Origin of the sequence: Erwinia pyrifoliae DSM 12163 (assembly GCF_000026985.1) — a bacterium.
Lineage (GTDB): Bacteria > Pseudomonadota > Gammaproteobacteria > Enterobacterales > Enterobacteriaceae > Erwinia > Erwinia pyrifoliae.
In genome coordinates this window covers 3,498,574-3,518,272 of record NC_017390.1, presented here as the reverse complement: position 1 = coordinate 3,518,272, position 19,699 = coordinate 3,498,574, and the positions used below count along the sequence as shown (strand labels likewise).

Annotated in this window: 16 protein-coding genes and 5 pseudogenes; 17 read left to right on the top strand and 4 right to left on the bottom strand. The window is 47.8% G+C overall.

The features are described 5' to 3' along the window. The first annotated feature begins 307 nt into the window (after positions 1 to 307). The 11 genes from EPYR_RS18680 to pilV are packed head-to-tail and all read left to right on the top strand — an operon-like array spanning position 308 to position 10,368. Positions 308 to 700 carry a TcpQ domain-containing protein gene (locus EPYR_RS18680; RefSeq protein ID WP_012669430.1) on the top strand — a complete coding sequence of 131 codons (393 nt, stop codon included), beginning with the start codon at positions 308 to 310 and terminating at the stop codon, positions 698 to 700. Position 701: 1 nt separating this feature from the next. Beyond that, on the top strand, positions 702 to 1,130 hold the full coding sequence (gene pilM, locus EPYR_RS16110; RefSeq protein WP_012669429.1) for a type IV pilus biogenesis protein PilM: 429 nt from the start codon (positions 702 to 704) through the stop codon (positions 1,128 to 1,130). Positions 1,131 to 1,136: 6 nt separating this feature from the next. After that, a complete protein-coding gene (pilN, locus tag EPYR_RS16105; protein ID WP_012669428.1) occupies positions 1,137 to 2,783 on the top strand; it encodes a PilN family type IVB pilus formation outer membrane protein in 1,647 nt (548 codons plus the stop codon). 4 nt (positions 2,784 to 2,787) lie between these two features. Beyond that, positions 2,788 to 4,068, top strand: a complete 1,281-nt coding sequence (pilO2, locus tag EPYR_RS16100) for a type 4b pilus protein PilO2 (RefSeq protein WP_012669427.1) — start codon at positions 2,788 to 2,790, stop codon at positions 4,066 to 4,068. Continuing rightward, entirely contained in the window at positions 4,058 to 4,582 is a 525-nt protein-coding gene (pilP, locus tag EPYR_RS16095) for a type IV pilus biogenesis protein PilP (RefSeq protein ID WP_012669426.1), read from the top strand. The genes pilO2 and pilP overlap by 11 nt, the downstream gene beginning before the upstream one ends. A 15-nt stretch (positions 4,583 to 4,597) precedes the next feature. Next, positions 4,598 to 6,076 (top strand): GspE/PulE family protein, encoded by a 1,479-nt coding sequence (locus EPYR_RS16090; protein ID WP_012669425.1) that lies wholly within the window; start codon positions 4,598 to 4,600, stop codon positions 6,074 to 6,076. Further along, positions 6,073 to 7,185 carry a type II secretion system F family protein gene (locus tag EPYR_RS16085; protein ID WP_014539528.1) on the top strand — a complete coding sequence of 371 codons (1,113 nt, stop codon included), beginning with the start codon at positions 6,073 to 6,075 and terminating at the stop codon, positions 7,183 to 7,185. The genes EPYR_RS16090 and EPYR_RS16085 overlap by 4 nt, the downstream gene beginning before the upstream one ends. 24 nt (positions 7,186 to 7,209) lie before the next feature. Then, positions 7,210 to 7,803, top strand: a complete 594-nt coding sequence (locus tag EPYR_RS16080) for a type 4 pilus major pilin (protein ID WP_012669423.1) — start codon at positions 7,210 to 7,212, stop codon at positions 7,801 to 7,803. A gap of 30 nt (positions 7,804 to 7,833) precedes the next feature. Continuing rightward, positions 7,834 to 8,307 carry a lytic transglycosylase domain-containing protein gene (locus EPYR_RS16075; protein WP_226060679.1) on the top strand — a complete coding sequence of 158 codons (474 nt, stop codon included), beginning with the start codon at positions 7,834 to 7,836 and terminating at the stop codon, positions 8,305 to 8,307. Further along, the gene (locus tag EPYR_RS16070) at positions 8,304 to 8,966 is read left to right on the top strand and encodes an A24 family peptidase (protein WP_012669421.1); all 663 of its coding nucleotides are present in this window, start codon (positions 8,304 to 8,306) and stop codon (positions 8,964 to 8,966) included. Before EPYR_RS16075 ends, EPYR_RS16070 begins: the two co-directional genes overlap by 4 nt. Beyond that, the gene (gene pilV, locus EPYR_RS16065; protein ID WP_014539527.1) at positions 8,941 to 10,368 is read left to right on the top strand and encodes a shufflon system plasmid conjugative transfer pilus tip adhesin PilV; all 1,428 of its coding nucleotides are present in this window, start codon (positions 8,941 to 8,943) and stop codon (positions 10,366 to 10,368) included. The genes EPYR_RS16070 and pilV overlap by 26 nt, the downstream gene beginning before the upstream one ends. A 53-nt stretch (positions 10,369 to 10,421) precedes the next feature. Here pilV and EPYR_RS16060 read toward each other — a convergent pair whose 3' ends face one another. Next, on the bottom strand, positions 10,422 to 11,717 hold the full coding sequence (locus tag EPYR_RS16060) for an alginate lyase family protein (RefSeq protein WP_226060678.1): 1,296 nt from the start codon (positions 11,715 to 11,717) through the stop codon (positions 10,422 to 10,424). A 491-nt stretch (positions 11,718 to 12,208) separates the two neighbouring features. Between EPYR_RS16060 and EPYR_RS16055 the strand changes: the two are divergent. Next, positions 12,209 to 12,792, top strand: a pseudogene (locus tag EPYR_RS16055) (transposase); the annotation flags it as partial. Positions 12,793 to 12,988: 196 nt separating this feature from the next. Further along, positions 12,989 to 14,197 carry an IS256 family transposase gene (locus EPYR_RS16050; RefSeq protein WP_014539525.1) on the top strand — a complete coding sequence of 403 codons (1,209 nt, stop codon included), beginning with the start codon at positions 12,989 to 12,991 and terminating at the stop codon, positions 14,195 to 14,197. A 35-nt stretch (positions 14,198 to 14,232) separates the two neighbouring features. On the opposite strand, the pseudogene EPYR_RS16045 reads toward EPYR_RS16050, so the two are convergent. Continuing rightward, positions 14,233 to 14,565, bottom strand: a pseudogene (locus EPYR_RS16045) (hypothetical protein); the annotation flags it as partial. 171 nt (positions 14,566 to 14,736) lie between these two features. Between EPYR_RS16045 and EPYR_RS20050 the strand changes: the two are divergent. Beyond that, positions 14,737 to 15,472: pseudogene (locus tag EPYR_RS20050) on the top strand (transposase); the annotation flags it as partial. 39 nt (positions 15,473 to 15,511) lie between these two features. Here EPYR_RS20050 and EPYR_RS21210 read toward each other — a convergent pair. Both EPYR_RS21210 and EPYR_RS21205 read right to left on the bottom strand, forming a co-directional pair. After that, positions 15,512 to 16,177, bottom strand: coding sequence for an IS3 family transposase (locus EPYR_RS21210; RefSeq protein ID WP_014538726.1), 666 nt, complete (start codon positions 16,175 to 16,177; stop codon positions 15,512 to 15,514). Positions 16,178 to 16,363: 186 nt separating this feature from the next. Then, positions 16,364 to 16,663 (bottom strand): transposase, encoded by a 300-nt coding sequence (locus EPYR_RS21205; protein WP_011078074.1) that lies wholly within the window; start codon positions 16,661 to 16,663, stop codon positions 16,364 to 16,366. Between the two features lie 57 nt (positions 16,664 to 16,720). Between EPYR_RS21205 and EPYR_RS16020 the strand changes: the two are divergent. From EPYR_RS16020 to EPYR_RS16010, 3 genes and pseudogenes are all read left to right on the top strand, one after another. Beyond that, a pseudogene (locus EPYR_RS16020) lies at positions 16,721 to 17,080 on the top strand (integrase core domain-containing protein); the annotation flags it as partial. Between the two features lie 324 nt (positions 17,081 to 17,404). Beyond that, positions 17,405 to 17,617 (top strand): hypothetical protein, encoded by a 213-nt coding sequence (locus tag EPYR_RS16015; protein ID WP_226060677.1) that lies wholly within the window; start codon positions 17,405 to 17,407, stop codon positions 17,615 to 17,617. 118 nt (positions 17,618 to 17,735) lie between these two features. Beyond that, a pseudogene (locus EPYR_RS16010) lies at positions 17,736 to 18,945 on the top strand (IS256 family transposase). Positions 18,946 to 19,699 lie beyond the last annotated feature (754 nt).

Here is a 19,699-nt window from a genome sequence, read left to right as displayed (position 1 = left end):
AAGCAAAAGTTACAGGTGCCGATTTGTCTAATGAAAAGTTGAAATCAAGCCTGGCTATGTTGCTTTGTCTATCAAGTTGGCAGTGAGATGATTAGACATATCGTGGATCATTAATATGGGATTGCAAATAAAAGTGACAATCCTTAAGTTGTGGTACTGCGGCTGATATTGAAATACCGTTACCGATCCATGAACTCCCCTCTCCTGCATCATCACTGCGCAATTTATTGAGTCTATTGCTAATGAGTGAAATGATCCCTGGTGGATAAATCAGGTCTCATATTTGCTCAATTCTACGAAGAATGAGATGAAAATACTGACATTCCTTTTACTAACTTTTTTCTCTTTTGCCATTCAGGCTGGGATAACAACTCAGACTCTTCTGACTCCTTCCAGTGGATTAACTCGACCAGTAACGTACCGTGGCGACTGGGTGATCGAACCGCAAAACACTCTCAAGGGCGCGCTCATGACTTGGGCATCTTTGCAGGCTTGCAATATCCAGGGAATACCCGTGTGGAAGGTGAAATGGTTAACAAGTGTTAACTATCCTATCGATGCGCCTCTGCATTTTACTGGCTCGTTCAGAGAAGCACTGACAGCAGTTCTGACACTTTATCTCTCTGCGAATAAACCTCTGACGGCAAAAATTTATGCCAGCCAATGTTTGGTGACTGTTGATAGCCCAGGCAATCGATAGCATGGGTTATTGGTGCGTGGTGCTCTTCGCTGGATTTGTTCTCTACTCCGGCCTGTCAGACCTCAGTTCACACATTGATCTACGGCAAAGGCGTGCTGCTGACCAGCAAGCCCGAGAGGTCATGGACTATATCGATGAAGTCAATCAGTGGATTTACAGGCATCCAGGCCAGACAACGGAGTCAATGAGTCAATTGTACAAAAGCGGGTTGCAAAAGAAGATTTCAGTTATCAGCACTAATCGAAATATCTATGTCTGGATGCCAGACCAGGATTCGCTCTTTTCAGCGCTACTCAATGCCTCAGGCGGCAGTTTACTACTTGCCAGGCGCCAGCAAGGGCAAGCAATCAATAGTCTCGGGGATGTCATAGACAGCCAGCCGCCGCAGGTTATCCCTGATGGAAGCCTGTTATTTATTTTTAGGAACTGAATCGATATGAAGAAGACGGCAGGGCTACAGCTTTTGATGGTGACCCTTTGCTTAGCACAGGCTTCCTGTAGCAGCTGGCACCGAATTGATAATTCCGACCGGCAAATATCAGCGCTCGAGACGCGTAGCGAAGAGGCTATTCGTCAGCAAACCAGTGCCCAGGTGGTAACGGAGATGTCAACGCAATGGGTCGATCTTGAGCCGATTGCGGGAAACCCTGATGGGGATGCTGAACATCATATTCCGCCCTGTATGCTGACGCTGAATCATCCGGGAAGTATCACTTTAGATGAATTAACCGCTTTTATCAGTCAACAATGCGGAGTACCCATTTCACCTACCCGCGATGCGATTGAATTCCTGTCTGCGCGTTCGACATCTCCTGTTGCATCTTCAGCAAATAATCAGCAAGCGTCGGGCGCGCTCCCCCTTCCAGATGAAGAGCAATCAACATCCTCATCCGCCAGCCAGTTTGCAGCGCTGGAGGGCATTAACTGGCGTGGCGACAGTGCAGGGTTATTGGATGCTATTACCGGGCGTCTGGGTTTGGGATGGCGATACCAACAACAAAGGATTGAGATTTTCTATCTTGATACGCAGAATTTCCCCATTTTGTTTATGGATAGCAAAGCCAGTTTTTCATCCAAAATTCTCAGCGGGACGACGTCGTCATCGGGAGGTAGCACCAGTGAAAACAGCCCATATTCAAACGCAGGCGAAAGTAACAGCAACAGCCAAAATGATGGCAGCACAGCACAGTCGACAACCATGGAGATTAAATCAGGGCTGTACGAAGATTTACGCAACAGTATAAAAATGATGCTGACTCCGCAGGTGGGCCGCATGAGCCTTTCTGCTGGAATGCTGACGGTGATGGATACGCCCCCGGTACTTGCTAAAGTACGCAGCTTCGTTAACGAACGCAATATTGAGCTCAACCGTCAGGTTATGCTCAACGTTCAGGTTTATAGCGTAGAAAAACAACAAAGCGATCGGCTGGGTATTGACTGGAAAGCCGTCTTTAAAGACAGCCTGGGCTTGTCATTCACCAACGCCTACACGGAGGCCTCCGAGGCGATGATGAGTGGCGGAGTCTCCATTATTGACGGTAAGGGTAAGGGAAGCAGCGCCTTTATCAAAGCACTGGCACAACAGGCGAACGTGAGTATGCTCACGCAAGCTTCCAGCATGACGACGAATTTGTCGGCAGTACCGATCCAGGTTGCGCTGCAACAGGATTACGCTTCCAACGCGTCGACCGAAAACACGGCGAATGTGGGTTCGAGCAGTAGTATCAGTAAGTCGACGATCACGACGGGTTTCAATATGACGGTACTGCCATATCTGATCCCCCACACTTCCAGAATGCAGTTACAGTTTGCCATCAACATGTCAGATGAGCCGACGATCCGTAAATTCACCAGTGAGAATACCTCAGTTGAATTGATGAAAACCCGTTTAAAAACGTTCAACCAGCGCGTCATTATGTCCTCAGGGCAGACGCTGGTATTGAGCGGGTATCAGTCGATGAGTAACACCGCAAATCATCAGGGCGTAGGCTCCTCTCACTTTTTTGCGCTCGGTGGTGGGGCTGAAGGGGATGTCAATCGATCGACGCTGGTGATTTTGATCACACCTGTGATGAGTGAGTAGCGTTATGTCCGGACAATTTTACTCTGAACATGACTGTCTTATTGCGGGTAAGCGGGTTTTCATTGCCGGGCTGCAATGGCAGTTTCTTCCGGTTACGGGGCGAAGAGCTTTACGTATCAGGGCAAAAGCGCTTGATGCAACACACTGGGTCGCCGCCTCCACCATCTTGAATCAGGGTGCAGGGACTCTGTTAGGGACAGTGACAAGGGAAGGAGCCATATCTCAAAGACGGCAGCGCATCTACTCCCTGGCACTAACGCTGTTACCTGCGTTATCGCCAGACTGCTATGCGATTGTACCTTTAGGCGCGGAGCGCTACTGTTTTATTGCCGTGCAGCAGGGGAAGTTATCCGTTTATAGCGATGTCACCGGATCTTTAACGGAAATCATTGCCTATAAAAATAATTTTCTCAAACTTGTTTCTGCTGAAACTGAATGGCGGGTTTACGCGCCAGAAGGATTAATCAGCACACAAACTCATAATCTGCCTGATTTAGAAACATTGATTTGCCGTAAAGACGCAGTCAGTCGCCGAAATCACATGCGCAGTGTGAATGAAAAGGGTTTTATTCGCACGGTCGGATTAGGTTTGGTGATTTGTGCACTCTTTATCAGCCTGTATAATTTCTGGCAAAACAAACGTAACCAGGAGCGGATTGAGGCTGCTCAATCGGCATTATTGGCCAGGCAACGTCCATTAAAACCGCAACCTCCCCCCTGGGAACTCTATCAGTCCTTTAATCAGATGATAATGCGTTGTCAGACCGTCGTGCAGCAGTTGCCGGCGTTTATCGCACAGTGGCAATTCAAGGAAGCCCTTTGCCTTCCGGATGTCTCAATGAATTTGACTTATGTCCTCCGCCAGTCAGGCACGGTTGATGAATTTCTTCAGCGCATGCATGACTACTTTCCGAAGAATATTCAACCTGCATTTAATGTGCCCGGCCCGTCAGACACGGCCAGTTTTACGCTTGCCGCTGCGCCCCCCGGCACATTGAGACCAACCGCACAGTCACAAGAAAATATAACGTTAGGGCAATTAGTGAGTTTTGCACAGTCTATGAATTTATCCCTTAACCTTTCAGCCGAAGGTCATTCAGTCGCCAGGGCATCAGCCTCGCGTTGGAAATCAACACGTTTTACCATCATTACCTTTATTCCCCCGCTCGAGCTGCTAAATACGTCGCTCTTTAACAATATCCATTTAAGGGGAACGCAATTGCGGGTGCAACGTCAAGGGGTTCGGCTGGAGTACACTTTAACGGGTCTTTTCTATGAAAATTAGTTCCGTATTTTTGGCTTACCGAATATCTAAAATTGCCGCGCGGTATTGCCTTGCCGCAATGTCACTTTTACAACAGGGTTATGCCTTTGCCGATCTTAACTCTACTCCGTCCGTCACGCTTGGGCAGCTGGAAGCATTGCAGTCAGAGACCCTTCTTTATGAGGCTCAGCTGTCTCGTAATAAAGCATTAAGTGCGCTGAAAGGCTCTCAGCCCAGTCCCTCTGCGGGTATAACCGCTCACCCGCTACAAAGAGAAGAATCACCTGACGAGACATTACCCAACAATGCATTCAGTGAAAATTCCGTCACTCCCTCTATGCCACAAATCGTTCAGATTTCTGGAAAAGGCCGTAAATTGGTGGCCGAGTTGGAACTACCCGGTAATCAGCGGTTGAATGTGGTCTCAGGGACATTACTGCCGGGAATTTCATCACAGATTGTGGATGTTTCTGCCGATCGTGTAACGGTGGTTGACGGTCGTGGTCGGACGACGTTGCTGCCGTTCAAACGTTAATTAAAAAGGGTTGATATGTCTGGTTACGTTTATTTTGATGAGAGTCAGGATCGGCGTCCTGGCGTGTTTTTCTCTCAGGATCATTGTCATGATCCTGAGACGCAAAATGCACTTGCCCGATTACTCAGATCGATGCCTGAAGCCGAATTTCAATCCATTCCACTTGAAGAGCTGCGAGCTTTACAAAAAAATGGTGTGCATAGCGGAGGTAAAACCGAAGCTAATTCAGAACAGCAGGCAAGGGTGGTCGGCTTTTTCCGTAGTGCAAAACGACGAAATGCCTCCGATATCCATCTGTTAATCGGCATGAATAATGTCTGCATTGTGCAGATTCGTATACATGGAGAATTGCATACCATCGCTCAGTTAGAAAAAGACGAAGGGATGCAACTTGCATCGACAATTATTATGTCGATGTGTGATGTCACTGAAAAAAGCTTTAACCCTAACCGCGCCCAGGATGGCAGGATCCGCAAAGAATTTGTGCAGGACCTTAATTTATTTGGTGCACGCTATGCGCATACTCCAGCAGAATTTGGACTGTACGTTGTTATGCGAATTCTGCCCGATGAAGGAGGTAACCCACCTTCTTTGCAGGATCTCGGTTTTCTGCCGCCGCAGCAGCAATTGATTCATCGAATGTTATCGCGCCCGGAGGGAATACTGATTATTGCAGGCCCGACGGGATCGGGTAAAAGTACTTCATTAAGGTCTTTTAGCGAGCTTTATTTGACCCGTTACGGTCAGCATAAGCGCCTGTTGACATTAGAAGATCCCCCGGAAGGGTTGATTAGCGGCGCGGTACAAACGCCCGTCATTGCCGACAAAAGCGATCCTCTGGCGGTCGACTTTGCATGGAATCGCTCCATCTCGGCCTCTTTGCGGCTCGATCCTGATGCGATGATTATTGGCGAAATTCGTGATACGAATTCTCTGAAGTCAGCACTGATTGCTGCGAAATCTGGACATCTGGTACAGACCACTTTACATGCGAATGACGCCCCCGGCATTCTTGCCCGACTGACGGACACGCTTGATGTACCGGTGGCACATATAGCCGATCCGCAAATTATGATCGGATTGATTGCACAACGGCTGGTGCAAGTATTGTGCCCCCACTGTAAACAGCATTGGCAAGAGGTTCAGTCCAAACTGACGGCGGCACAACATCAGCTATTGACCCGCCATTGTCAGGTTGAAAAGCTCTATTTCCGTCATAAGGAAGGGTGCACGTATTGCACTGCCGGAGTCACTGGCAGACGTGTTATTGCTGAAGTCATCGGCCCCGACGTAGGTTTTATGACAAAGTATCGTCATGAAGGGAAATTGGCTGCCCGGCATTATTGGGTAACAGAATTAAATGGTATTACGCGACGTCAACATCTACAGACGTATTTAAATGAAGGCTTGGTGGATCCTCTGGATGCTGATGTTCAATGCCCGCTCGATGAGGATGTGCTGACATTATCTGTATTGAATAAAAGGCCGGTATGATGAAAGCTAAGCGATTTGTATTCATACCTGAATGCCAGCAAATTAAGCTTCGCGCAAAACGAGATTTAGCCTCACGATGGCTGGCGATGAAAACATTTTCAGTCGAGGACCGTCTGGCATTGTATGAAGACTTGGCATTTCTATTAGAGAATAACCTAAAAACTGAAGATGCTTTGCAATCAATGATTGCCAGCCAGCGAAATAAATATTCTGCCCAAGCCTTGTGCCTACAAGAAATGTTAAAAGCATTAAAACAGGGAAGCTCCCCAGACCGGGGGTTAGAGGGGTGGGTACCCCTTCAGGAGATGATTCTCATTCAGGCCGGGAACCAGGATGGGGATTTAGCTTCTGCTTTTAAACGCGCCATGAAAATTGCCAGAGCGAACGGAGAGATGCGTTCGGCCTGCTATTCTTCACTCTCCTACCCGTTTCTTCTGTTTATTTCCTCGCTGGTAATGATGTATATGGTTGAGTCCCGCTTTCTACCTCGTCTGGCAAGCCTGGTGCCTGCTGAACAGTGGACAGGTGCACTCTGGTGGCTTTCAACAATTTCCGCAATGCTAATCAATCATCTGGTCATCATTGGCGCAGTTCTGTTCTCCTTAACTATCGGAATTTACTGGTCATTGCCTAATCTTACCGGAGAAAGCCGCCGTCGAGTGTTAGATATGTTGCTGCCCTGGAGTCTTTATCGTGATATTCAGGGGATCGCGTTTTTACTCAATTTCACCGCATTAATGCGGGCGCAAATCAAAACGCAGGACGCATTGCTGCTACTTTCCCGCCAAGCCTCTCCCTGGTTATTTGAGCGCCTGACAGCTTCACTCATGCAGATACGTCAGGGGAAGCAGCTCGGACATGCTTTCAGGGATAGCGGTTATATGTTCCCTTCTCCTCAAGCTATTGATCGGTTGATATTATTGTCCAGTGGCGATCGCAGTGAAAGAATAATCGAAAACTATGGCTATTACTGGCTGGAGAAGACGGTGGTCAGAATTAAGCGAATGGCATCCCGTTTATCCTATACCGCGCTTGGGATCAATGCCTCTTATATGGCGTTGATCCTGCTTTCCACTCAAGATCTGAATGGTCTTATCGCCAATCACTGATTTTTATATACAGGAAAACAGAAGATGAAAATTAAAAATAAAAACGTAAAGAACAATATTGATAGCGGTGCGATCTCACTTTTTGAGGCAGGGATCTGGATAACCATCTCCTTAATAGTGTTGGTTATTGGTATCAGTATAGGGGGTGGGTTGTTCAGTCGTAATGATACCAATACTGAACTCAGTAATATTAGTGAGCTGATGAATAACAGCCGTACCTTGTTGAAAACTAACGGAACTTACAATTTTGAGGGCGGCGAATCCATGATTGGGGCGTTGATTCAGTTCGGTGGTGTTCCTGGTAATATGTCAATAATTGGGGATAAAAGTTCAGGTAAAGCACATCTGCAAAACGTATGGGGAGGTGCGGTCTCCGTCGAGCCAGCTGCAGACAGTGCCGGGGAATTAACAGGCTTTCACCTTATCTATCAAATGGTGCCACAAGAGGCCTGTATCGCTATTGCTCAGCGTCTCAGCACGACCAGTTTTGTTCACGCTATCCGCATCAATGACACCATCAACCGGGGTTCAATATCGGCAGGGAATCTGGGGGGGCAATGTGTAGCCGACAGTGGCGAACATAAAGGGAATATATTGAGCTTCATCAGTGATAACTAATATCGGATGAGCCAGGTGCCAATATTGATAATGGGGTTTATCTTTGCATTTTTCTTGCCCGTGGCCGCCGCAGACTCTTCATTTTGTTACGCGAGCGCCGGGCAGCGCTATCATATTGCGCCAGATCTGCTGCGCGCGATCGGCTTAGTTGAAAGCCATGAAAATTCTCTCAGTCAGGGAGTTAACCGGGACAGCCGGGGAAGAGTCGTCAGCAGAGATTTTGGGCTTATGCAGATCAACGATCGACATCTCGCCGAATTGAGACGCCTGGGAATCGTTGATTCATCAAACGAGCTTCTGTCACGCCCATGCCTGAATATACAAATTGGCGCGTGGATACTCGCCAGGCATTTACGTTTGTGCGGCAATACCTGGCAATGTCTGGGATCGTATAATGCGGGTTTTAGTCGAAAGAATAAGACCCGCAGACAGCAGTACGCGCAGCGAGTCTATAAGGTCTGGAGGGATTTACGCAGCCAGCAGTGGCGAGGTAATAAACAGTGAGTGAGACAGGGTGGCTGGCAGCAATCATGGTGATTTTTGCGGCGCGGCTAACAGAGAAGCAGGCCATCGCATTTATTGACATGCATGACGGTAACGCTCTGAGCAGGCGAAAAATTGCAGGCTGGCGACTGTTGTGGTTAATCGTGTTTGTGGTGATTTTCTGGCAACAACCAGCACAGGATGTCTGGCGTGGGGTGTTTCTGCTGATATTTCTGTGCTGGGGCTATTTGTTCACTTTACTTGACTTCAGTAACCATTGGTTACCCCGACGATTAACGGTCAGTTTCTGGGTAAGTGGGTTGATTTATCACGCGGGCGAAGGTGAATGGGCAGTCGTTTTCTGGTCTGCTATCGACAGCTTAATGGTCTTTGCAACCCTGTTGTTAGCGAGACACCTTGCCGGGCGGTTGAGTGGTGGTGAGGCGATGGGATTGGGCGATGTCTTTCTGATTTCAGGATATTTTAGCTGGCTGAACGGGGTGGTTGCAGCACAGCTCTGTGGGCTGGCGTTTCTGTTGCTGTCTGCCACAGCCTGGATTACCTGCCGCACTCGTTTGGCTTATGCTCCATTTCTATTTATCTGCACGATGTTAGCAATCATTTTCACTTTTACTCAAACAGGCCGATTATTATATGAAAGCAGGCTTTATGCGTATTGACCGGGGGGACACCCTGTTCTCGCTGAGTCTGGTGCTGGCAATCACGCTGATTGCTGCCCCTGTCGCTTATCAGCGCTATGCAGATTATATGCAACTGAAGGAGTGGGATGTGACGGCATCTCAAATGAATACCCTGTCTTTTAGTGCTAAGCGGTTTATCAAAGACCATTACAACGAGCTGCAGGATCAGTTGCTGGGACGCAGCTCCCTTGTGATCGATTGTGGTGAATTAGCGCAACAGGGTTATTTACCCAGTGGTTTTTCCTTGAAAAATAATCAAGGCCAAACGTATCAACTGGTTATGAGCACCGCCCGCAATGAGCATAGCGGGATGACCAGCATGTTGATAACCTTGGGGGGGAGCGCAATCGCCTATAAAGGTCTCCGTTACATTGCACGAAGCATGGAGGGGGCAGGCGGCTATATTTATTCACCCGGTATGGCGAAAGGGGCAGATGGCGCATGGGATATGGATTTGCAGGCACTGGGTGTTACTGCGGAAAGCGGACACCTGGTCAACTATCTCTCTGCCGTCATGCCAGGAACAGTTAAAGCCGAAAGCGACAGGCTGTATCGTTACCGGGTTGAAGGGCGAAGCGATCTGAATCAAATGCATACGTCTGTTGATATGAACGGAAATGGGATAAATAACATCAGCCAATTAAATGCCGGCACGGGTAATTTTCAGGGAAATATCGGTGGCAAGCGGATAGTCGCCCATCAGGCACTTTGGTCAGATGGAAATATTATGGCAGAGGGCGACATCCGCTCTAACGGAGGCTGGATACTCACTCGGCAAGCCAATGGCTGGATGAATGAGGATCACCAGGGGGGATTTTACATGGACGACGATCGGTGGGTGAAATCCTATAAAGGCAAGGGCATTTATACCAGCGGAGAGCTGAAAGCCGGCACGATTAATGCTGAAGGACGACTCACTGCCAATGAATATTTGAAAATTAAAGGTCACGGAATTATCGATAATTCCTGCGAGGATAACGGTTTATTAGCGAATGGTGATAACGATACGCTTCTGATTTGTCAACAAGGCCGCTGGCAAAGTACAGGGAAAAGCAGCGGTGCCTATCAGCAGACAGGTCTTTTCAATGGAAGCTATAACGGGCTGAACAGTACCAACAGAACACAGTGGATCATGGCCAGTGGTGGTAATGCCGTTTCAACGGCAAGGGCAGGGATGGGAGAATGCCGTAATAGTTCTTCGATAATCGCCAGCATCAACGGGGTGCAAATTGCCAACAACAGCAATGATAATGTTGAAACGCCCAGCAGTAGTTTTATTTCTTTTCCTGCACCTCCCAAAAGCCGTTACAGCGTGACTTCATTTCCAGCAAAAAAATACGGATGTGGAAGCGGTATTTTTAGATTGTCAATCTATGACTAATGAATAGCAGCGATAGCTTACAATCAGTTATGCCCCCAATTGGGGGCATAAAATCACTGCGCTGGGCTATTATAAAGCAGTGAACCGAATCCAAGCTGGTCGAAGCCACCACTATTACCACCGTAGTTACCGCCACCACCTTCTGCACCGACATGGTTCATCATCTGACCGGTATAAACTGCAGGCAGGTTTTTAATTCGGCTATAATGATTATAAATCAGTGTCCACGCGGGTCTGATATTTCCACGAGCCGAAGAAGAGATAGTGCTTTGAACCCACCCATCTGCTGAAGTATAGGTTGTCCAAGGAACATCATTCCCCAGATTATATTTCGCAACATATTCAGAGGCTTTCAGTAACAGGTTCTCATTATAGGAGAACAGGTCATCTCCCTGATTCCAGGCCATTTGGCAAAGGACGCCGAGCAGTACAATATCAAGCGTTGTGTGCCCCTGATCGCGACCACTTTCCTGTACCTGAGCCAACCCTTCGGGAGAAACATGCCACATAGCGTTGGTAAATGCGCCATTACCTTTACCATTATAGGCATAGTTCAAAGCTTCATGATAAATATCATCGCGGTCGGTCAAGATGCCTATGGCCATCATTGATGCCATGTTAGCCAAATCCCAGTTTGCCCAGTAGTGTTTTCCTTCAGCCCCATAAGTTATATGGTTGGTAAGGAAGTCATGGTTCATCGGATAAAACACTTTAAGCATCATGTTTTGTAAATCGGCTAAACCTTTCCACCCTGGATAAGTGCGTAAAATTTCCCCAGCATTAGCCAACTCGTAACCATAAATCCCTGAAGTCAGGAAACGATCGCTGGTACCACCTACACCACTCAGTGTTTTACTCCATCCATCTAACACGCGCGCTGCTGCATCGGCATATTGTGTATCTCCAGATATTTTCCAGCGCAGTGCTAGCTGATAAGCTGCTGCTGCATCACGGAACAGCAGAACATAATTGTCTTTTCCCCAAGACGGATTACCTCGAATCACATAGGATTGAGGTTGTGGAGCATAATTTGCATTGGCGAAATGGCTGGCGGTTAAAATATTCCAGCTATCAATAGCAGGGGAGGTTTTAGCACTCACTAATTGGGCTGCTCGCGTAAAGTCTGCTTCAGTACTTAACATTCCTGGGTGGACGAAAATTTTAACATCTGCTTGAGAAATGCAACTAAAAAGCAGAAGAGAAGATAAAACAAAATTCAAAGTTTTTTTCATACAGATCGATGCTCCTGAAAGAATTACGTCAAAGTGGGAAGTGATGGAGTGCATTATAGAAACCTTATTTGAAAATACTTTATCATAGAGCTGAAATTTATTGTTTGTTTTTACCATATAATTTTCATATTGTTAATTAACTTTTAAAACAGGCTTTTAGGGAGCGACAGGGGCATGTACGAGTATATGCCAGCCTGGCTGGCTGTACGCTAAGACAGAAAGACGCGGTATTGTTCTTTTTCCTTGCCTTTATGTTGCCGAAAGGGGGTTAGATTTGTTGTACCTGCCAGATCAGATTCAGGTGTTGATATAAAAATTCATCTGCTTATAAGAATTCTAATCAAATGATAATATCTATTAGGTTGCTATTTTATTTCGAAAGTATCGCTTATTACAGCTTTTATTACCGTCAGGCAAGCTGTTAATTGATGGTGATGGCCAGTTTTACTGTCCCCAATCCGCAATAAATACGGGGCTGGAAAAAGCGAGCTCTCAGTCTCAACAGGCTGGTGCAGATGCTGGCAAGAATACGCAGAAAATAGTAACGAGCAAAGTAGCGGGAACGAAAAGGGAGACTGTAATTAGAATTGCGTCATTGCCTGTTTTTAATCTGTTCACTCCAACAACGGAGACAGGCAAATTATGGACGAAAGAAACTCCAGGCCTTNGCGGCTGAACTGGCTAAAGGCCTTAAAACCGAAGCCGANCTCAATGCGTTTTAACGCATGCTGACGAAATTAACCGTCGAAACGGCTCTGAATGCAGAGCTGACTGACCATCCCGGACACGAGAAAAACGCCCCTTAATCAGGCTCAAACACCCGCAATGGCTATTCATCCAAAACGCTGCTGTGCGACGACGGCGAAATCGAGCTGAACACACCGCGCGACCGTGAAAACACCTTCGAGCCGCAGCTGATAAAGAATAATCAGACGCGTTTCACGCAGATGGAAAGCCAGATTTTTTTCCTGTATGCCAAAGGCATCAGCATGTGGGAAATCGTCGCCACCTTCAAAGCGATATACGATGCTGAGGTGTCGCCCACGCTGATATATCTAAAGTCACCGTCGCGGTCAAAGAGCAGGTCACTGAGTGGCAAAATAGTCCTCTGGATGCGCTGTATCCCATTGTTTATGTTGACTGCTTAGTGGTAAAAGTTCGTCACAGCGGCAGCGTNATCCGCGCAGCCATCAAAAAGCGAAAGGTGTTCCCGACAGANGACTCGGTGAGAAAGGTNATTTATCTGGCGATCAAGGATGCTTAAAAAATGGAGTATGCCGATCCATAACTGGCGGCTGGCGATGAGCAGTTTTATTAGAGCCTGTAATTTAAATTGTGTATCTGCCTGTTTTTGATATGTTCATTCCAACAACGGAGACAGGCACATTATGGACGAAAAGAAACTCAAGGCCCTTGCGGCTGAACTGGCTAAAGGCCTTAAAACCGAAGCCGANCTCAATGCGTTTTCCCGCATGCTGACGAAACTAACCGTCGAAACAGCACTGAATGCTGAACTGACAGAGCACCCCGGGCACGAGAAAAATGCTCCCAAAGCAGGCTCGAATACCCGAAACGGCTACTCATCAAAAACGNTGCTGTGCGATGACGGTGAAATTGAACTCAGCACGCCCCGTGACCGTGAAAACACCTNTCAGCCTCAGTTGATAAAGAAAAGCCAGACGCGTATCACGCAGATGGACAGCCAGATTTTATCTCTGTACGCCAAAGGAATGACCACGCGGGAAATCGTCGCCACGTTCAGGGAAATGTACGATGCTGACGTGTCGCCCACGCTGATATCCAAAGTCACCGACGCGGTCAAAGAGCAGGTCGCAGAGTGGCAAACCCGGCCTCTGGATGCGCTGTATCCCATCGTTTATCTTGACTGTATTGTGGTCAAGGTTCGTCACGGTGGCAGCGTGATTAACAAAGCCGTCTTCCTTGCTCTGGGCATTAATACCGAAGGCCAGAAAGAGCTGTTGGGCATGTGGCTGGCAGAAAACGAAGGCGCGAAGTTCTGGCTCAGCGTGCTGACAGAGCTTAAAAANCGGGGCCTTCAGGACATCCTGATTGCCTGTGTGGACGGACTGAAGGGCTTCCCGGATGCGATAAACAGCGTTTATCCTCAGACAAATATCCAGCTGTGTATTATTCATATGGTGCGCAACAGCCTGAAATACGTGTCGTGGAAGGACTACAAAGCCGTCACCGGCGGGCTGAAAANGGTGTATCAGGCTCCGACAGAAGAGGCGGCGCTGATGGCGCTGGATAAGTTTGCNGGCATCTGGGACGAGAAATACCCGCAAATCAGTAAGAGCTGGCGCACACACTGGGAAAATCTTAATACGTTCTTCGGCTATCCGNCCGATATCCGCAAAGCAATCTACACCACGAATGCCATTGAGTCGCTGAACAGCGTTATCCGTGCAGCTATTAAAAAACGAAAGGTATTCCCGACAGACGACTCGGTGCGGAAAGTGATTTATCTGGCGATCNAGGATGCGTCAAAAAAATGGAATATGCCGATCCAGAACTGGCGGCTGGCAATGAGCCGTTTTATTATCGAGTTCGGTGANCGCCTGAGCGATCACNTTTAATACGGTGGCAGTTACACAGAATTNTTTACAGGGTCCAGATTTTCAAACTTTGATGCGGTAGTCATCATCATTGCCAGCATGATGCGATTAACCTCATCATTACTTCTGCCACATTTTATATCCCAGCGAGTGAACTTACCGACACCAAATGAAGTTCCAAAGCGAGCGACCCTCATGTCCTGACGATAGATCACGGTGTAATAGTCTTTACCGCTTCGTTCACCATCCATGAACTGGCGTTTGAGGGTAGCTATGTCATCACCCCTTGCATGTCCCATATCTACCCAGCCCAGAACTTCTGTGTAGACGATACCGCCTGTAAGGCGATCAAATTGGGAACCATACTTAATCTCTTTTCTGGTACTTATAGCCATCATCCCTTTGATTTCAATTCATTAATTTTACATATGATTGGTCTAAAAGTCTATGCTGGATAACTTTGCTGCCCTTGGATTCAAGCCCAAATGTAGTCCCCCCTGAATTTAGTCTTACCGCCTGATAAAGTTATCTGGTTAAAATACAACCAATGGAGGCTCATCATGAAGAAAGCGCGTTTCACTGAATCTCAGATCCTGCGGGTTCTTAAAGAGGTTGAAGGGGGCCGGCATGTGAAAGATGTCTGCCGTGAAAATGGTGTTTCAGAAGCCAGCTATTACAACTGGAAAGCAAAATATGGCGGCATGGAATCTTCTGATATCAAACGAATGAAAGAGTCAGAAGAGGAAAATCGCCGTTTAAAACAAATGTACGCTTCACTGAGCCTGGATCACGAAATCCTTAAGGATGTTGTGGCAAAAAAACTTTAACGGTACCCGAAAAACGTGAGCTGGTGCGTTATGTTATGACGGAGCATCAGACCAGCGAACGGCGCGGGTGCCGGATCGTCGGGATCAGCCGAAGCCTTTTACATTACTGCCCTGACACGACACCGGACATGCCCGTGATCGAGGCATTACAAAAACTGGCGGAGCGGTATCCGGCGTATGGTTTTGGCCTGATGTTCAGGAAGTTACGTCAGTCAGGGATGCAGTGGAATGCGAAGCGGGTTTACCGGGTGTATCGCCTGCTAAAGCTAAACTTCCGCCGCAAGGGCAAAAACGCTTACCCAACCGACATCCACAGCCTCTTACTGTTCCGGTTAATATGAATCATTGCTGGTCAGTTGATTTTATGAGCGATGCCCTGACGGATGGGCGGAGGTTCCGTCTGTTCAACGTAGTGGAGGATTTTAACCGGGAGGCACTGGCAATTGATGTTGATTTAAACATACCTGCTGGGTTCTGNTGATCCTACCCACGTAATGTGGACACAGCCCTAAGCGAGGTTCTGGTTTTCAAATTGTTCAGGACTAAGGCCGCCACAGGCACTGTGACGACGCCACCGATTGTAATCACACTCGATATAATTAAACACCGTTGTCCGCATTATTTCCCGGCTGGCAAAGCGTTCTCCGTGGATACATTCCACCTTCAGCGAATGAAAGAAGCTTTCCACGCAGGCATTGTCATAACAGCAGCCTTTTGCGCTCATGCTCCCGCGCAGATTATGACATTTCAGCAAGCTCTGATAATCCGATGAACAGTACTGCCCACCACGGTCAGTGTGAACAATCACTTTTTCAGGACGTTTTCGCCGCCACAACGCCATCTGCAGTGCGTCGCAGGCCAGTTGTGCGGTCATACGCGGCGACATCGACCAGCCAATGACGGAACGCGACCACAGGTCAATGACCACCGCCAGATACAGCCAGCCCTCATCTGTACGTAAGTAGGTGATGTCACCTGCCCACTTCTGGTTTGCGCCGCTGGCGTAAAAATCCTGTTTCAGCAGGTTCTCTGACACGGGCAGGCCGTGTTCACGATAACTGACCGGACTGAACTTGCGGGCCGCTTTCGCCCGCAGCCCCTGACGTCGCAGGCTGGCGGCAATGGTTTTTGATGTTGTACTCCGGCAGCTCGTCAGCAAGACGAGGTGCGCCATAACGCTGTTTTGCCTCAGTAAATGCCTTACCGACGGCCTTATCGCAGATGAGGCGGAACTGCTGGCGCGGGCTGATTTGATGGCGACGCAGGCACCAGACATACCAGCCGCTTCGGGCAATTCTAAGCACACGACACATGGCCTTGATACTGAACTCAGCCCGATTTTTTTCGATAAAGACATACTTCATTTCAGGCGCTTCGCGAAGTATGTCGCGGCCTTTTGGAGAATGGCCAGCTCCTCAGCCTGCTCCGCCAGTTGCCGCTTAAGGCGGGCAATTTCAACAGACATTTCCTGCTCACGTTCAGAAGAGGAATGTGCATTTTTGAGCTTGCTGCGCCAGGCATAAAGCTGCGATTCATACAGACGGAGTTCACGGGCAGCTGGAGCCACACCGATACGCTCAGCAAGTTTCAGGGCTTCGTTGCGAAATTCAGGCGTATGTTGTTTGCGTGGCTTTTTGCTGGTTGATGCTGGTTTTGTCATGAGTCACCTCTTGCTTGAGAGTTTACTCACTTAGTCGCGTGTCCACTATTGGCGGGTAGGATCATGGAACGTCTGAGCGAAGAAAGAGGTTATCCGGTTTGTATTCGCAGCGATAACGGCCCGGAGTTCACAGCGGCAGCGTTAGCCGAATGGGCAGAACTTCACGGCATAATACTCGATTTTATTCAGCCAGGCAGGCCAATGCAGAACGGCTTTATCGAACGGTTTAATAAAACGCTGCGAACAGAAATACCGGATATGTATTTGTTCTGCTCGCTATCAGAAGTTCGGATTTTAACTGAACAGTGGCGTAGTGAATATAACGAAGAACGCCCGCACAGTTCACTGGGTGGGATGTCTCCCGTTATTTACGCGAGGCAAAAGCTGGCCGGAGATCCTAACTGGAAGTGGTACTAAAAAACGGAGGGGCTATATCATCACCCTGTAATAATTCTATTAAAAATAGTCTCACCTAAACCGACAGCTTCAGTAAACGGATTCATTTATGGGGGAAGCCCCCCTCGCAAACGGAGGTTATAAATACCAAACTTACAGCCAACCATAAGCAAAGCGGTACTCTTTTATGGTCGAAAATTATCATTTCAGTTAATTTCAATGCGGGCGCAACAGAATACCGAAACCCCTTGCAATGTTCTCTCTTTAAGCTAATTATTGCAAATGCACTAATATTGAGTGCTAACGCGTTATTAAAGATGGAATAACATTAACATGGGAATAAATATGAAAGAAATTCTTAAAATCATTTTCTTTAGTTGCTTGATCTCTGTTTCATATGGAGCCAGTGCAGATGAGTGGGACGAAATGAAAGGTCGACTGAAAGAACAAATGGATCAAGCTGACTATAATGGCATGGGGCCTAATGGAAACAGAGAAGAGTATAAATGGGAGAAATGTAAAGAAACAGAAATAGATTGCAACCATCTATTGAATTGAGCTGAGTTAATTTTTTTCAAGGGAAGCCGAAATTTAACGTAAAGCCAGAGCNTGTAATTTAAATTGTGTATCTGCCTGTTTTTGATATGTTCATTCCAACAACGGAGACAGGCACATTATGGACGAAAAGAAACTCAAGGCCCTTGCGGCTGAACTGGCTAAAGGCCTTAAAACCGAAGCCGANCTCAATGCGTTTTCCCGCATGCTGACGAAGCTTACCGTTGAAACAGCACTCAATGCTGAGCTGACTGACCACCTCGGGCACGAGAAAAACGCCCCAAAAGCAGGCTCCAATACCCGCAACGGCTATTCGTCAAAAACTCTGCTGTGCGATGACGGCGAGATTGAACTCAGCACACCGCGTGACCGTGAAAACACCTTTGAACCTCTGCTGATAAAGAAAAACCAGACGCGTATCACGCAGATGGACAGCCAGATTTTGTCCCTGTACGCCAAAGGCATGACGACCCGAGACATCGTCGCCACGTTCAGGGAAATGTACGATGCGGACGTGTCGCCCACGCTGATTTCAAAAGTCACGGATGCCGTTAAAGAGCAGGTTGCTGAATGGCAGAACCGCCCGTTGGATGCACTTTATCCCATTTGTTTATCTTGACTGTATCGTGGTGAAAGTTCGTCACGATGGCAGCGTGATTAACAAGGCCGTCTTCCTCGCTCTGGGCATTAATACCGAAGGCCAGAAAGAGCTGTTGGGCATGTGGCTGGCAGAAAACGAAGGCGCGAAGTTCTGGCTCAGCGTGCTGACAGAGCTTAAAAANCGGGGCCTTCAGGACATCCTGATTGCCTGTGTGGACGGACTGAAGGGCTTCCCGGATGCGATAAACAGCGTTTATCCTCAGACGCATATCCAGCTGTGTATTATTCATATGGTGCGCAACAGCCTGAAATACGTGTCGTGGAAGGACTACAANGCCGTCACCGGCGGGCTGAAAAAGGTGTATCAGGCTCCGACAGAAGAGGCGGCGCTGATGGCGCTGGATAAGTTTGCAGGCATCTGGGACGAGAAATACCCGCAAATCAGTAAGAGCTGGCGCACACACTGGGAAAATCTTAATACGTTCTTCGGCTATCCGCCCGATATCCGTAAGGCTATCTACACCACGAACGCCATCGAATCACTGAACAGCGTGATCCGCGCAGCCATCAAAAAGCGAAAGGTGTTCCCGACAGATGACTCGGTGAGAAAGGTCATTTATCTGGCGATCAAGGATGCGTCAAAAAAATGGAATATGCCGATCCAGAACTGGCGGCTGGCAATGAGCCGTTTTATTATCGAGTTCGGTGANCGCCTGAGCGATCACCTTTAATACGGTGGCAGTTACACAGAATTATTTACAGGGTCTAAAGCCATGTTCAGCTTTTCGTTATCAGGCACCAATGCCAGTTTGCAGCGTTCCTAATTTCGGCACCCCTTACGCTGACTCTCTAGTATCCGTATTTTGCTATTCAGTGATCCCGCATGACTGCACCGCCTGTTTCATGTGGGATCATCATCTTTCCCTGAGTTGAGTGGTCATTCTGACAGAATTGTCGATGTATCTGGCTGCCACTGATGATATGAATTCATGCCTGCCATGATATTTACCCAAAATAGTAGGGCGTGGTCAGGAACGGGTACAAGTTGGCGCTGTTCAGGCCATATCTGGCAGGTGTTCACAAATTTACCAGTATCAGTGAAATTTAGTCACCTGATGTCATGAGTATCTATTTTTACCCTACGCCCAGCTTACGGGGCATTGATAACGAGGTTTTGCAATCGATGGGTAAAAAGCTGCTACTAAGAGTGAGGATGAATTTAAAACGGATGACCTGAGCAGTACTTTTTCCCGATTCGCCAGCAAACGCCGCAACATTATCCAGGACGAATCCAAGCTGGAACATAAGATGCAGGAGCCAGTTACATTACCCAGCATAACCCACGATTGTGGTGCAGCTATTCTAACTGTCTTGGCGTCCATTCTGACCCTAACTGCTGAGCAACGTAAGCGTGACGAAGAAAATGAAGAAGGGAGAAAACGTTGGGAGACGTAAAGAGAACAATGGAAGGAGCAAGGCAGGCAA